Consider the following 13329-nt stretch of genomic DNA (forward strand, 5'->3'; position numbering starts at 1 on the left):
CATTACGAAAGTGATGGTGTGCAGGGGTTTTGACCCATTTTAGCTGCATTGCTTGCACTTTTTGAGGATTAAAACGAGCCAACGTCTCTTGCTGTAAGGGTTTTAGGCTTTTTCAGCAAGCCCTATAGTAGAAGGAAGAAGTCATTTGTCATTTGTCATTTGTCATCAGCAATCAGGAAGAGGGAAGACGGAAGCAGGAATTGACTGGATGGGAAAGGTTAATTCGAGAAAGTCCCAAACGTCGGGGCCTGTTGCGATACAACCTCAGCGATTCGGGGATGAGCAAGAGAAAACCCATGGGTTTTGGGCCGCCTTTGCTTCCCCTTCACCAAAAAACGAGAGGGAAGCCCCTGGCTTTAGACATGGGGAGGAACTCGGTAGCGGTTTCAACCGCATTCAACATTTATTTACGCAATTGATCAAAAGATTTGTTATGATTAGGTCGTAAGTAAAAAAACTATCTACGTGTTGAAACATTCTAGTATCGGAGAAATCCCGGCGAGCGTGAGCCACCACACTCTTTAAGGAGTAGTAAGCCTGTTTAACTGACAAGTAACGGCAGAATGTGAAGCGTACCTAATCTGGCGAAAGTGATAGATTATGAAAGCAAACAATTTAAAAGTAAGCGCAATTGCAATACCTTTTGTATTGGTAGTTGTTTTGAGCGTCTAGAGGTGCTTTGATAACGCCTTCCGTGAGTTTTCGGATTCATTCAAGAATCCCCCTGATTCATCAGTGGGGAGTATCAAGTTTAGGGTTCCCGAAAAGAAACCCGGTTTCTCAGAAAGATATCTCGCCGCTCGATGAGAGGGCGAGAGAGAAACCGGGTTTTTAGTCCCCGCGATCGCGGAGACTAAACAGTTTTTAACCCTTAGACTTAGCTGGGGCCGACTTCTTCTCAATGTTGTTGAGACCGTTAAGGAACATCGGCACAAATTTCTCGACAAATGCCTTCGGGTCGCGGTTCCAGGCGCGCTGAGCTACATCGACTCTGGTCATTTGCAGGTCAGGGGCGATCAGGGTGGCCGGCAAGCGATCCATCAAATATTGCGGGCGTTCCCACAGCGGCATAGTGTTGGCGATGTTTACCAAGCGGGTGACGCGGCGCAGTTCCGCTCCCAACATGATATCCATTCCCGACTCAAATGCTGCTTGTTCGATCGCCACATACTTGCGTTTTGCTTGTTCCACCTTCTCGCGGTGTTGATGGCTTTTCGCAGCAATTGCACCCAGCAAGCGATTTCCCCAGCGGACGTGACCAGCTTCTTCGGGAAAAATCTTTTCGATGGTTTCGCGGATTTTGACGTTTTCCTCGGTTTGGGGAGCCTGTTTCAAGGCGTAGATGTGCGCAGAGAAATACTCGCATCCTCGCTTCTCGGTAACGTTAATCGCTGCTAGGGAGGAAATTACAAAATCTTCGCGGTCTTTGGTAGGGTCTTTTTGATCGCTGTCGAGCAATCTTTCAAATTCGTCAATATAGGAAACTCCCGGCGGCGTTCCCACCTTCTCGCCGATGTCTACCAGCAAGTCGGTAAGCCACATGGCGTGTCGTGCTTCGTCGGAAATGTGCCGCGAAAGATCCCGCACGAGTTCGGCCGGTTCGCCGTCTAGCTGTTCGATCAAGTCGGTGAGGTCTTTGCAACTGCGCTGTTCGCTGTAGCGGTAGCGGTTGAGAGTGATCAAGTGAATTTCGCGATCGCGCACCACTTGAGCTAAAATATCGCGCGCTCCCATAGCGTTACGCAGCTTGCGGGGATAAGCAACAGTCATACTTTTATGTTGTTTTGTAAAGATACCTATATAAGTGTAACGCAGTTTTTTGAACAGCCCATTACGTCGCAAGGCGGAAAGTTGTTGGATAGCAGGCTGAATGAATTATCTACACAGAATTTTTTTAACTCGCGCGATCGACTTTCAATAGTTTTGAGTTACCAGCCAAGCAACAGTTGCGCTCCGCTCCCAAAGCAATCTCGGGCATTCAAAACAGTTCTGATTCGGTCGAGTCTGAAGCCTCAACACTAGCAGGCTGTTGTTGAAATTTGCGCGCCTCTTCTACTTCCAACCGGGCCAGGGTTGTCGCCACATCGGCTAACTGCAAAGCCAGATTCATCCGACAAACCGGATTTTTTTCCCTCCACAGGTCTTTGGCTAAAAAATGTACTCGATAGCGAAACATTTTAATTGAATTTGGCGGAGTAACTTTCACTGTCATAGTCTTTCTTCGGTTGAAGTTTGAATGCGGAGCAGCACTCGTTCTAGCTCCAGGTAAACAAATGTCACCATGATGACCCGATCTTCATCGGTGATTGTAACATTACAGATTGCCGATCGGGGTTCGACGGCTTCGTGGCTGACAACTACAGTATATTTGCCCTGCTTGAGTTCATCAAAATTCACATCTGCCTCAAACAAGTCAACTATCTCCTCGGCGAGAAGTCGTCCTTCTTGAGTCAGTAAAGTGACAAATGCAATGCCGTCAACTGAAGTCATGGCAACATTACTCTGATTGCGAACCATCACAAAAATATCGGACATCGTTTGGTCATTTGTAATTGCTAATTGCTACTTTATACTGAGAGCAGCACATCACAAACAAATCAGCATGAAAACTGGGCATTATTTCCCGCCTTTGCTAGTTTTGACGGCTTTGACAGCGGTTCTGGGTTTGGGGAAAAGTGGGGCGCTAGCTGCTGTCTGGAATATCTTGGAGACTGAGCCTTGTTGGCAGCTTCACAGAGTCCAAATGGCAGCAAAGGGCGATCGTAATTTCCAGACTTCAAAAGGTACATTAAAAGCAGGCAGTGCCCTATCTGTCGATCCAGATGAAGTTATACCATTTTTCTAAAGTAGTGTTATACAATCACCCCCCCAACCCCCCCTTACTAAGGGGGGGCTAAGAGTTCATCTCTAGCAAATCTTTATAAAATTGGTATTAGGGGCATCCCAAAAGCTGACGCGCGGCGGCGTTTCATCCTGAATACATGGGCAGTAGAGAATGTTTCTGAAGCTACACAGGGTGCTATAGCAGTTGACAGTTGACAGAAGAGCGCGCTCGCGACTTGCCCGCCCGCGAAGTCGAGGGGAGTCGAAGAGTTGACAGAAGAGCGCGCTCGCGACTTGCCCGCCCGCGAAGTCGAGGGGAGTCGAAGAGTTGACAGTTGCATAACGGGCATCAATGGTTTGATTCCGTAAGGATATCGGCTCTATTCATGAAGTTATTTATGTCCTAACCGCCAAGGCGGTTGCTATACTACTCACAGCGTCGCCGAGATAGTTTCCGGTAAAGGCAAAGTCTGGGCGCTGATTCAGAAGTTCTAAACTATCAAAAAAAACGCCGCTTTTGAGGGCGGCGTTATTCTTAATTAAGCATTAAACATGGGAATTATGCCATTTTTAATGCTTAATTTTCTAACAGTCGTAGTAGAGAGCAAACTCGTAGGGGTGAGGGCGCAGCCGCATCGGGTTGACTTCGTTGTCAAGTTTGTAGGAAATCCAGGTTTGGATGAAGTCTTCGGTAAAGACGCCAGTTTCTGTTAAGAAAGCGTGGTCTTTTTCTAAAGCTTCTAAAGCGCCTTCCAAGGAACCGGGAGTAGATGGAACTTTTGCCAATTCTTCCGGGGAAAGGTCGTAGATATCTACGTCCAAAGGTTCGCCCGGATCGATTTGATTTTTGATGCCATCTAAGCCTGCACACAGCATGGCTGCAAAGGCTAAATAGGGGTTGGATGTGGCGTCTGGGCAGCGGAATTCTAAGCGCTTGGCTTTCGGGTTGTTGCCGGAAAGAGGAATCCGCACTGATGCCGATCGATTTCCTTGAGAGTAAGCCAAGTTTACAGGCGCTTCAAAGCCGGGAACCAAGCGCTTGTACGAGTTGGTTGTGGGGTTGGTGATTGCCAAAAGTGCCGGGGCGTGCTTGAGAATGCCGCCGATGTAATGCAGTCCCATTTGACTGAAACCAGCATATTGATCGCCTGCAAATAGCGGTTGGCCGTCTTTCCAAATCGACTGGTGAACGTGCATCCCGGAACCGTTGTCGTTAAACAGCGGTTTGGGCATGAAGGTGATGGTTTTGCCGTATTTTTTGCCGACGTTTTTGATGACATATTTATATGTCATCAAGTAGTCGGCGGCTTGGATTAATGTGGCAAAGCGGAAACCGAGTTCGCACTGCCCGCCGGTGGCGACTTCGTGGTGGTGCTTTTCGATTGGTACGCCGCATTTTGCCATTGTCAGCAGCATTTCCGTTCTCATGTCTTGAGAGGTATCGGTTGGTGCTACTGGGAAATAACCTTCTTTGTAACGCGGCTTGTAGCCGAGGTTGCCGCCTGCTTCTTCTTTGCCGGAATTCCAGCGACCTTCGATCGAATCTACGTAATAGTAGCCGGAATTTTGGGTTTGGTCGAAGCGAACGTCGTCAAAAATGAAGAATTCTGCTTCTGGCCCGAAGAATGCTGTATCGCCGAGACCTGTGGTCAGCAGGTAGTCTATGGCTTTTTGGGCTATGGTGCGGGGACAGCGGTTGTAGGGTTGGCCGGTGCGGGGTTCTTTGATGCTGCAAATGAAGCTGATGGTGGGTTCTGCCATGAACGGGTCCATCCACGCGGTGGTCGGATCGATGACCATTGTCATGTCTGATTCGTTGATGGCTTTCCAGCCCCGAATGCTGGAACCGTCGAAGGGTACGCCGTCGGTGAAGGCTGTTTCGTCGATTTGGTCGTGGTACAGGGAAAGGTGCTGCCAGATCCCCGGCATATCGATGAATTTCAAGTCAACGATCTGGATCTTATTTTCTTTGATGTAGTTTAAGGCTTCTTGGGGTGTCTGGAACATGACTTACTCCTGATATGGGTTTTGTTGAGGGCGACCGGCAGATTTCAGACGATTTTGGCGATCGTGGGCCTTCGGTACCAGGATTTTTGTAGCAAGAGATACAAAATATTCAAAGTGGTACTCAGTGCGGCCCGGCAGTTGGTGATGCTTGCCCGATCGATGTTTCGGCTGAAGATACAAGGTAAACGGGCGCATAAATGCGACTGTTTGCCAGGGATTGACTACCGATCGTAAAATCCTATCTCAAATCTTAATCAAAGGTCGATTTGTAGTAGTCTACAATAGGCGGTCTATCTCAGATAGCAAAGTATTGATAAAGATTTTTGGGAGAGAAACTTATGCGCGACGCAGTGACGAGTCTGATTGAAAATTATGATGTTGCTGGTAGGTATTTAGACCGAGATGGTATCGATCGGTTGAAATCTTATTTTGCAACGGGCACGGCACGGGTACAAGCAGCAGCAGCAATTAACAGCAATGCTGCTGCAATTGTCAAGCAAGCTGGTATTCAGCTATTTGCTGAACAGCCCGAACTGATCCGCCCTGGTGGCAATGCTTACACAACTCGTCGCTACGCGGCTTGTCTGCGAGACATGGACTACTACTTGCGCTACGCTACTTACGCGCTAGTTGCTGGCAGTACGGATGTGCTCGACGAGCGCGTGCTGCAAGGTTTGCGCGAAACTTACAATTCTCTGAGCGTTCCCATTGGCCCGACGGTGATGGGGATCGGCATTATGAAGGAGATGGTTAAGGCTCAGGTGGAAGCTGCTGGTTTGTCTGTAGGGCCTTTCTTGGATCAGCCTTTTGATTACATGATTCGCGAATTGAGCGAACAAGATATTTAAGTTAAGCAAGCTGCTTCTTTTTGCAGCAAATTGCATTTGTGGCTTGCACGTAGCAGGCGTTTGATAGATCGCTTTTTTGGCATTCGTGCCTGCAAGCGATCTTTTTAATGGCTTAAAAGTCGCCGACGCATCCCCAAACCACGCATTTGTCGAGGGGACATTTGGTTTGGCGCCGATCGATTTGCTCGCTGGTTGTTGCTTCTACTTCGCCATTGGGATAAACAATGTGGATGATGTTACCGCTGATGAAGGCTAAGGGATTTTCTTGACAAATGCTCTGATTTCTGATCGGAAAGTTAGTGGTTTTCATGCTCGATCGCCCTGATTGTGTTTGTAGCGCATTTCCCTGTACTTACATAATCCGCTACTTGCCAAATTTTTTATGTGATTCTACTAATGTTTATCTGTGATCCGACTACACGCAAAAAGCGATCTCTGTCACATCAGGCGAAAGTTGTTTCAAAAAAAGAATACAACCGCAGCCAAGAGCCAAACCCCGCCCGCCATCAGCCATTCGTCAATCGAAAATGGCAAATCCTTTCAGGTGGGGGCGCGAGCCTCGCAGCTTTAGAAAACAGGGAAAAAATCGCGGCGGGCGATCGGCGGTGCTGCTGGGAAAACCAAAATAATCGCCAAAAATCTGCTATCGGATTTTTGCGTAAGTGATAATCTGGTACAGTCGTTAACCGTATCCGTACAGATTAAAAACCTTGGCTAAACAGCGATTAGATACTTTATTGGTCAGCCTGGATTTGTGCGCCTCCCGACAGCAAGCTCAGGCCTTGATTCGGACTGGGAAAGTCTCCATCAACCAGCAGGTAATTGACAAACCAGGGACTGAGGTTGACATTGCAGCAAAAATTCAGATCAAAGAGCGATCGCGCTACGTTTCCAGAGGCGGCGACAAATTAGCCAAAGCTTTAGAAGTGTTTGAGATTCCGGTGGCTGGCAGAATTTGTCTCGACGGCGGCATTTCCACAGGTGGCTTTACCGACTGTCTGCTGCAAGCCGGTGCGGCCCTGGTATACGGGATAGATGTTGGCTACGGTCAAGCTGATTGGCGCTTACGCAACGATCCGAGGGTAATTTTGAAAGAACGCACCAACTTGCGCTACATGACTCCTGCGGAGCTTTACGGAGAGTCACCCCCCCTTGTAGGGGCGGGTACGGGGGCACCACCCCTACAAGGAGGAGAGCAAGAATTGCCTCTGGGCGATGCTTTGCCAAAAAGAGTTTATGCAGATTTGGCGGTAGTAGATGTGTCGTTTATTTCGCTGGATAAGGTTTTACCGGCGTTGTGGGAATTGTTGGCACCACCGCGAGAAGCGGTATTGTTGGTAAAGCCGCAGTTTGAGGTTGGGCGCGATCGCGTCGGCAAAAAAGGCGTAGTCAGAGACTCGGCTACTCAAGCGGATGCGATTTTTCAAGTATGGAAGGCAGCTACAGCCTTAGGATGGCAGGAAAGAGGCTTAACGTGGTCGCCTTTACTTGGCCCGGCCGGTAATATCGAGTATCTTTTATGGTTGGGGATCGATCGCCAACCAGAGCTAGAGCTTAGGGCGATCGAAGAGGGTGTTGTGAAGGAACGGATCGCACAAGTCGCGAAAGCGGCTGCGGAGGAACTTATCAAGTGATTTTAGATTTTAGATTTTAGATTGAATAATAGACTTTTCAATGTCAAGGCCATCTATTTTACAAGTCAAATTGCGAAATCTAAATTTATCTAAAATTTCAAGTTGTTTTGTCAGTCAGACTCCTAAACTTTCACTTATCGAATAATTCCATGCAGTCATTTAAACAAGTCGGTTCGATTTTACTGTACGTTCTAGGTGGCATCGGGTATCTGGCAATTGCAGCTACGATTGTAGGCGTGTCAATTCTGATCAAATTCGCAGCTCTGCTGCTGGCAGACAAACTATTATATACAATTCTGATTATCGGCGATTTGTTGAAGGGCATCGAAATAATCGAATTATTAAATATATTAGTATTTGCTTTTATCGGCATGGGATTTGGGATCGCGACCAAACTTCTGCCCCCTAAATACTGTCGGCAAATTAGTGCGGCTTTGTTGATAGTTATAGTTCCTGTAGTTTTCATGAGTACGCCAGCAATTAGATACAATTATTGGCTGCAAAAAGTAGGGGAATCGGATAACTTATCCCCGCAGGAAACAACAACATTAACTAATTCATTTTTGAATCGCAAGGTCGGATTGCCTGGTTTTCTGGGTTATTACGTATATACCGGGCAGTTTCCGGTGATTCCGACAAAACAATCTGAGATGAAAGACCTCGATAGCTTTGAAAAAAAAGTTAATTCAAAATTTGTGCAGTTAACAGGTGTTGCTCCGACGATTGTTACTTGGGCTATGCGGGTGTGTTTTTGGCTGATTAGACTATTTTATTTTTGCATAGCAGTAATTGCGACAATCGTTCATTTTAGGGAAGGCGTGAGAATCGCGGGACGATAAGAATACAAATAAGACTCGGCGGTTGAAACCGATCCTATACAAACGAAGAAGATAAGACTCGGCGGTTGAAACCGCGACTACACAAACGAAGTCTGCCTCCGCAGACTGAAGACAATAAGGTAATTTGAATCTTCCAGTCTTCAACCCGCTTGGCATGGGTTTTCTTTGTATAGACGCGGTTTCAACCGCCGAGTCTTCTGCAATTTTTATGACTCAGTAATCAGTTGACCAATTTTTATTAAGATTTGAAGAACCGTATAAAGTTCGTTTGTTAAAGGAACAGGTGAAAATATTCTTGATAAGTCATATTTACGTGGATGCTGAAAGTCTAGCTTAACGAATACAATTTCACTACCATTTGTCATTGCAGCAAAACTCGGTCTATCCTGCCGAGGATTGGCTGTCATGTATGCTAGTGTTTGGGGAAGTGCAGACATTACTGAAATTGTGGTGCGCTTCGACTCTAAGAGTGTCACCCAAAATTGATTTTGCATCACTAAAACATCAATCCGTCCTTTGAGTGTTTCAATTTCCTCATCCTCGTCATCTAAAACAATTTGTATAGATTTTTCAGCAGTCATTTTAAAAGGTGAATCGTAAAAACCTGCTCGTTCCAATAGAGGGGAACCCAGGATTAGCGTGACGGTTCCTTCTGTCAGATTTCCATCATTTAGATGATAGAGATATCGGCGCCGAATCAAATTGAGAGCGACTTTATCTGTTTCTGAAATTTCGGGCAAATCTTCATGCCATTCGGGGAAAAATCCCTCGGATTCAGTGCGCGTAATATTGAATCGAGATGCAACATCTGCTAAAGTTTGGATAATTTCAGTAATAGCTGTAGTTTGTGTCATATTTTGAATTCTTGCTGGAGGCGATCGATAATTGTATTGCGCTCGATGGTAGCGAGAATCTCTTGAATGACCGTATCTTGTCCTAGGGGGCCCCAAGTACAGCCTTTTTCTAAATAAACTTGGGCGGCGCGACCGACAGCGTAGGTTCCGTAAGCTGCTAAACTAGCTTGAGTGACAGCGACTCCGGCGAAAGTAGAAAAGCCGATGTGCGGGGCAGCAGCCGCCGCACTTTTACCAAATCCCAAGAGAAAACTGCTACCCAATTCTCCCAAAAGTACGCCGCCTGCGCTGGAGAAAATAGTTTGCCAAAGTTTCCCGGCTTCGTAACCAGTCATGGGCAAACCGTAAAGTCTGGATAAAGAGCGAATTAAGGCTAAATCTGCGACTGTTGCTCCCATTATGTCTAGGAAAGCAACGGGATTTAAGCCTACGGCTAAGGCTTTATATTTGGCAAATTGCCAGATTAAATCGTCGGCTTCTGTTTGCCGCAATTTCAGAATTTGACGGGCAATATTTGCTTCGGCATCCCTAGCTTCTACTAAAGCATTGAGGGCGAGGAGCGATCGCCCTTCTCTGTTAAGAATTGTCAAAATTGTGTGTTTGAGCTCGTCTATCTGGGCGGGCGGCGATTCCCATTCGTGAGTAATACTTCCATCTGACCATTCTACCCGCACTTGTACCGGCGCGGGTTCGGCAGCTACCATGACTATTTCTAAAGATTTGGCAGTTTGAGCGGGTGATTTTGCTGTAGATTTAGGAGCAGGGATGTTGTTTTGGCGATCGTCCAAATCTTCGCTATCTGTGGCATCTGTTACCGCCTCGGCTGCTAACTGTTGGGAATTTGCCAGCGCTTGTAAACTTTGGTAAATAGCTTTTCTGTCTAATTCTGGATACAGGTCAATTTTATTAAAAACTAAAATTAGGGGCTTTTGAGCTGCTCGCAATTCGCACAAAGCTTGATATTCAGTGCGCGTGATATCGCCTGCAACGACAAATAGAATTAAGTCAGCTTGGCGAGTTACTTGTTTTGCCATGTCGCCGCGCACTTCGCCACCAACTTCATCCAGCCCGGGAGTATCAATTAACTCTACTTGAATCCCCCCCTGCTCCCCCTTACCAAGCGGGGGTTCCAGAAGCCCCCCCTTACCAAGGGAGGGTTCCAGAAGCCCCCCCTTACCAAGGGGGGGTTGGGGGGGTTCCACACTGTCAAGGAAAGGTAAAGGCACGCTCCAGCGCACGGAACGCGGCCACTTAGTCACGCCGTTGAGAGGGCCTGTTTGCAGGATTTTTTTACCTAACAGTGCGTTTAATACGGCTGATTTGCCACGACTGACAAGACCGAAAGTAGCAATGCGAATAATATTATGGTCGAGTTTTTGTGAAGTGTAAGTTAAGATATCTAATTGAGTTTGCAGCGCGGCTTCTAATTCTGTGTTGTGCGAGTTTGTTTTGCCTTGGCGCAGGTAGGAGTAGCGCGCGAGGGCTTCGCGCAAACTGGCGCGGGCTAGGGAGAGGCGATTTTCTTGGATCGAATTGTCAGCCATTGGCGATCGGCTTTTTTAAGCAAGTATAATTGAGTGTAGAATTATCACATTCTATTTCTTATTTTAATACAATTTTTGATAATTTTCTAGATTGTTATTTGAAAATTATGTAGGGACACGGCAGTGCCAAGGCGTGTTAACAACCGCGTAAAACCCTTTGTATATCTCGTTTACTGCCGAGGTCTGACCCCCCTAAATCCCCCTTAAGAAGGGGGACTTTGAGAATGCTCTTGTCCCCCCCTTCTTAAGGGGTGTGCCAGGGAGATCTGGCCATAATTTTTTAGACAGATCATACCCGATTTCTGGCCGCCCTTGCGTCCAGGACTAATTCTAACTGGCGGCAGAATTAACAGCCTGGGGCCCAGATGTTTGAGGTAAGAGACGACTTGCGACTTGGTTGACGAAAGTTTGCAAGAAGGAAACTTGCTGATTTTGCTTAAATACAGCTTGTAAAGTCTCAGTCAACTGATTGAGACTGAAAATGCCTTTGGCAGCATTTTCTAGTTCTTGACTTTGGAAATATTCAATCAAACTCTGTCCCGCTATTCTGGTAAAATAGGCTGCACTAATTCCCTGCACCGCGCCTCCGGCTGCATAGGTAACGGCATTGCTTTTCAGCAGTCCAGCAATAGTTTGGGTAGAGAGTTCTACCAGTCCGAGTTTGAACATTTGGGTTGCCAAAGTTCCTGCTACAGTCTTAGCTTGGTCTAAGGAAAACTGTTGCTTGTAAATAGCGCCGAGGTCGATTACCAGTTGGGTGCTGATGGCGGTTGTGGCTAGCAAGTCTAAGGCGGCAACTGGGTTAGCAAATACGGCGGCGGCGGCGATATACTGATATTGTTCGATGATGGGCATTGCCCGATCACGCCTGATGCCATTTAAGAAAGTTTTTGCCTCTAATTTAACCGTTGCAGCCTCGCGCACGGCACTGGCCCAGACCAACTGTTGCCGTTCTTGGGTTAAGATTTGAGTCAATCTTGCTGTCAGCGGTTCGAGTTGAGAGACTTGAGTTTCAATCCGTTCTTTAACAGTGCCGTCGGCTTGGTGCTGCCGCACTTTAATCGAATTGGGGGAAGCTGCGATCGCAATTATATCTTCTGTCCCCAATATTCCCTGCATTCTTTCGTGCAACTGCTGCAAAATTTGCGACTGCTGCGCTGGCAAATATTGGTCTAGTTTGTTCAAAACTAGCAACACGCGCTGACCTGCGGACGCTAGTTGAGATAATGTTTTAAACTCCGAATCGGTGATGTCGCCCGCTGTGACAAATAGGACTACATCGCCGCCGATTTTGGCATCCGCATTTGTGGTATTAGCAAACAGCGCTGCTGTTTCCGAGAAAATCTGCTCTTGTGGCTGTTGGGATGCCCAATTAGAATTTAAAACTTGAATTAAGCTAGTTTTGCCGACTGATTTGCCGCCAGTTACGGTAATCCGCAAATCTTGTCTGTCTAATTCGACTTTGAGCCGATCGAGCTTTGCTGTTAGATGAGCCGGATTTGCCGATTTTTGCGCTTCCAAGGCGAGCAACTTAATTGCTGCTTCGGCAGTCGCGATCGCTTTTTCGGCTGCTTCCCTGCTCACCAAGGGCTGCGGGAGTGCGAGTTCGAGTTGGGGCGATTGTTGTTTCCACCACCAATAACCAGCACCGGCTGCCGCCAAACCGATGAGTGCCGTTTCACCCATTTCTGAACCCGAATGCTGTAGAGTTTCCAGCAGCCACAGCGCTGCTGAAAGTCCGATTCCGCCTATCAAAATTGGTCGCCGCAAGTTAAGTGTCATTTTTCCCTTCCTGTGGGTATTATTGCCAAGCTTAACCTTACCGGGCTTGGCTTCCCTCCCTATATTCCATCGTACCTCTGCGGCATCCAAACCGGCAGGCGGGCATCCGACTTTGGGCGATCGGGATTTGCGGCTTGTACTAACCTCTTCTGCATTTAAATTGCCGAGCAAAAATCAATTAAACTCTTTTGTGGGGTGGACACGCGATCTCGCCACTCCTATGCAAGTCCAAGGCGCAACAGCTTAGTAACTTTTTGCACTTTAAAAAATGGGGGATATAGGACTGAAGTCCGAACGATCAAACCTAGAGCTTTTTTAATTAAAGTTTTAGATAAAATAGTTGATATTTTTCTAGGTTGATTGTTCGGGAAACTGCGCTTTAAAAACATCAATTATCTCGGCTGGAATTGCTTTGGGTCGCATTTTCACAATCTCAATCTCAACCCAAACCCACAGCGCCTCTGCTTTTAACAAAATTTCGTCACTACCGGCTAAGCGAATTTCGTAGCGGCGGACGGCGCGCGGCCCCCGCACCTGTTCGATCCAAGTGGATACATCCAGTCTGTCACCTGCGGTTGCCGATCGCAAATAATCAATTTCTATGCGACGCATTACAAAGACGCCGCCCAATTCGCGGTAGCGAGAAAGTGTAAATCCCAAGTGTTCTAAATGTTCGATCGCAGCGTGTTCTAAATAACGCTGGTAGACAGCATTATTGACGTGACCGAGGGCGTCCATTTCGTAATGGCGCACTCTAATTTGTGTTATAAATGGTGTCAATTGCTCACCTTTTCACTTATTGCAGTATTTGGGAATCGCCAGTGCGAGCGAGAATAGCCCAGACGCGATCGTAACTGATTGCACGTTACACTAATAGTCCTGGACGCACGGGGAGTCAGAAACCGGGTTTTTTACGAAAATCTTTCGCACTCACCCACAGATTAGGTAAAAAACCCGGTTTCTTTGGTAATGATGCGTAAGTCCTGACTAAAAAATAG

General features: G+C 47.1%; 13 protein-coding genes. 4 read left to right on the top strand and 9 right to left on the bottom strand.

Annotation, left to right across the window (positions count from 1 at the left end; translation table 11 throughout):
* Positions 1 to 864 precede the first annotated feature (864 nt).
* The 3 genes from QZW47_RS09625 to QZW47_RS09635 form a co-directional block, all read right to left on the bottom strand.
* Complete coding sequence (locus tag QZW47_RS09625; RefSeq protein ID WP_293126487.1) at positions 865 to 1770, bottom strand: ferritin-like domain-containing protein; 906 nt, start codon at positions 1768 to 1770, stop codon at positions 865 to 867.
* 208 nt (positions 1771 to 1978) lie between these two features.
* Positions 1979 to 2212, bottom strand: coding sequence for a hypothetical protein (locus QZW47_RS09630; RefSeq protein ID WP_293126489.1), 234 nt, complete (start codon positions 2210 to 2212; stop codon positions 1979 to 1981).
* Positions 2209 to 2535 (bottom strand): hypothetical protein, encoded by a 327-nt coding sequence (locus QZW47_RS09635; protein WP_293126491.1) that lies wholly within the window; start codon positions 2533 to 2535, stop codon positions 2209 to 2211. Before QZW47_RS09635 ends, QZW47_RS09630 begins: the two co-directional genes overlap by 4 nt.
* 67 nt (positions 2536 to 2602) lie before the next feature.
* On the opposite strand from QZW47_RS09635, the gene QZW47_RS09640 reads away from it, so the two are divergent.
* Entirely contained in the window at positions 2603 to 2845 is a 243-nt protein-coding gene (locus tag QZW47_RS09640) for a hypothetical protein (protein ID WP_293126493.1), read from the top strand.
* Between the two features lie 563 nt (positions 2846 to 3408).
* Here QZW47_RS09640 and glnA read toward each other — a convergent pair.
* Positions 3409 to 4830 carry a type I glutamate--ammonia ligase gene (gene glnA, locus QZW47_RS09645; RefSeq protein WP_293126495.1) on the bottom strand — a complete coding sequence of 474 codons (1422 nt, stop codon included), beginning with the start codon at positions 4828 to 4830 and terminating at the stop codon, positions 3409 to 3411.
* A 338-nt stretch (positions 4831 to 5168) separates the two neighbouring features.
* Here glnA and apcB point away from each other — a divergent pair, with 338 nt between their 5' ends.
* Positions 5169 to 5678 carry an allophycocyanin subunit beta gene (gene apcB / locus QZW47_RS09650; RefSeq protein WP_293126497.1) on the top strand — a complete coding sequence of 170 codons (510 nt, stop codon included), beginning with the start codon at positions 5169 to 5171 and terminating at the stop codon, positions 5676 to 5678.
* Positions 5679 to 5790: 112 nt separating this feature from the next.
* On the opposite strand, the gene QZW47_RS09655 is transcribed toward apcB, so the two are convergent.
* Positions 5791 to 5988, bottom strand: a complete 198-nt coding sequence (locus QZW47_RS09655) for a hypothetical protein (RefSeq protein ID WP_293126499.1) — start codon at positions 5986 to 5988, stop codon at positions 5791 to 5793.
* A 400-nt stretch (positions 5989 to 6388) separates the two neighbouring features.
* On the opposite strand from QZW47_RS09655, the gene QZW47_RS09660 reads away from it, so the two are divergent.
* Together QZW47_RS09660 and QZW47_RS09665 are read left to right on the top strand one after the other, a co-directional pair.
* Positions 6389 to 7312 (top strand): TlyA family RNA methyltransferase, encoded by a 924-nt coding sequence (locus QZW47_RS09660; protein WP_293126501.1) that lies wholly within the window; start codon positions 6389 to 6391, stop codon positions 7310 to 7312.
* Positions 7313 to 7461: 149 nt separating this feature from the next.
* A complete protein-coding gene (locus QZW47_RS09665; protein ID WP_293126503.1) occupies positions 7462 to 8151 on the top strand; it encodes a hypothetical protein in 690 nt (229 codons plus the stop codon).
* A gap of 206 nt (positions 8152 to 8357) precedes the next feature.
* Here the strand turns inward: QZW47_RS09665 and QZW47_RS09670 are convergent, their stop codons facing one another.
* From QZW47_RS09670 to QZW47_RS09685, 4 genes are all read right to left on the bottom strand, one after another.
* On the bottom strand, positions 8358 to 9005 hold the full coding sequence (locus QZW47_RS09670; RefSeq protein ID WP_293126505.1) for a type I restriction endonuclease subunit R: 648 nt from the start codon (positions 9003 to 9005) through the stop codon (positions 8358 to 8360).
* A complete protein-coding gene (locus tag QZW47_RS09675) occupies positions 9002 to 10549 on the bottom strand; it encodes a DUF697 domain-containing protein (protein ID WP_293126507.1) in 1548 nt (515 codons plus the stop codon). Before QZW47_RS09675 ends, QZW47_RS09670 begins: the two co-directional genes overlap by 4 nt.
* A 330-nt stretch (positions 10550 to 10879) precedes the next feature.
* Positions 10880 to 12502 carry a DUF697 domain-containing protein gene (locus QZW47_RS09680; protein ID WP_366930835.1) on the bottom strand — a complete coding sequence of 541 codons (1623 nt, stop codon included), beginning with the start codon at positions 12500 to 12502 and terminating at the stop codon, positions 10880 to 10882.
* Positions 12503 to 12682: 180 nt separating this feature from the next.
* Complete coding sequence (locus tag QZW47_RS09685; protein WP_293126509.1) at positions 12683 to 13111, bottom strand: thioesterase family protein; 429 nt, start codon at positions 13109 to 13111, stop codon at positions 12683 to 12685.
* Between the last annotated feature and the right edge of the window lie 218 nt (positions 13112 to 13329).

This window comes from Microcoleus sp. bin38.metabat.b11b12b14.051 (assembly GCF_013299165.1).
In the GTDB taxonomy this organism is placed as follows: Bacteria; Cyanobacteriota; Cyanobacteriia; order Cyanobacteriales; family Microcoleaceae; genus Microcoleus.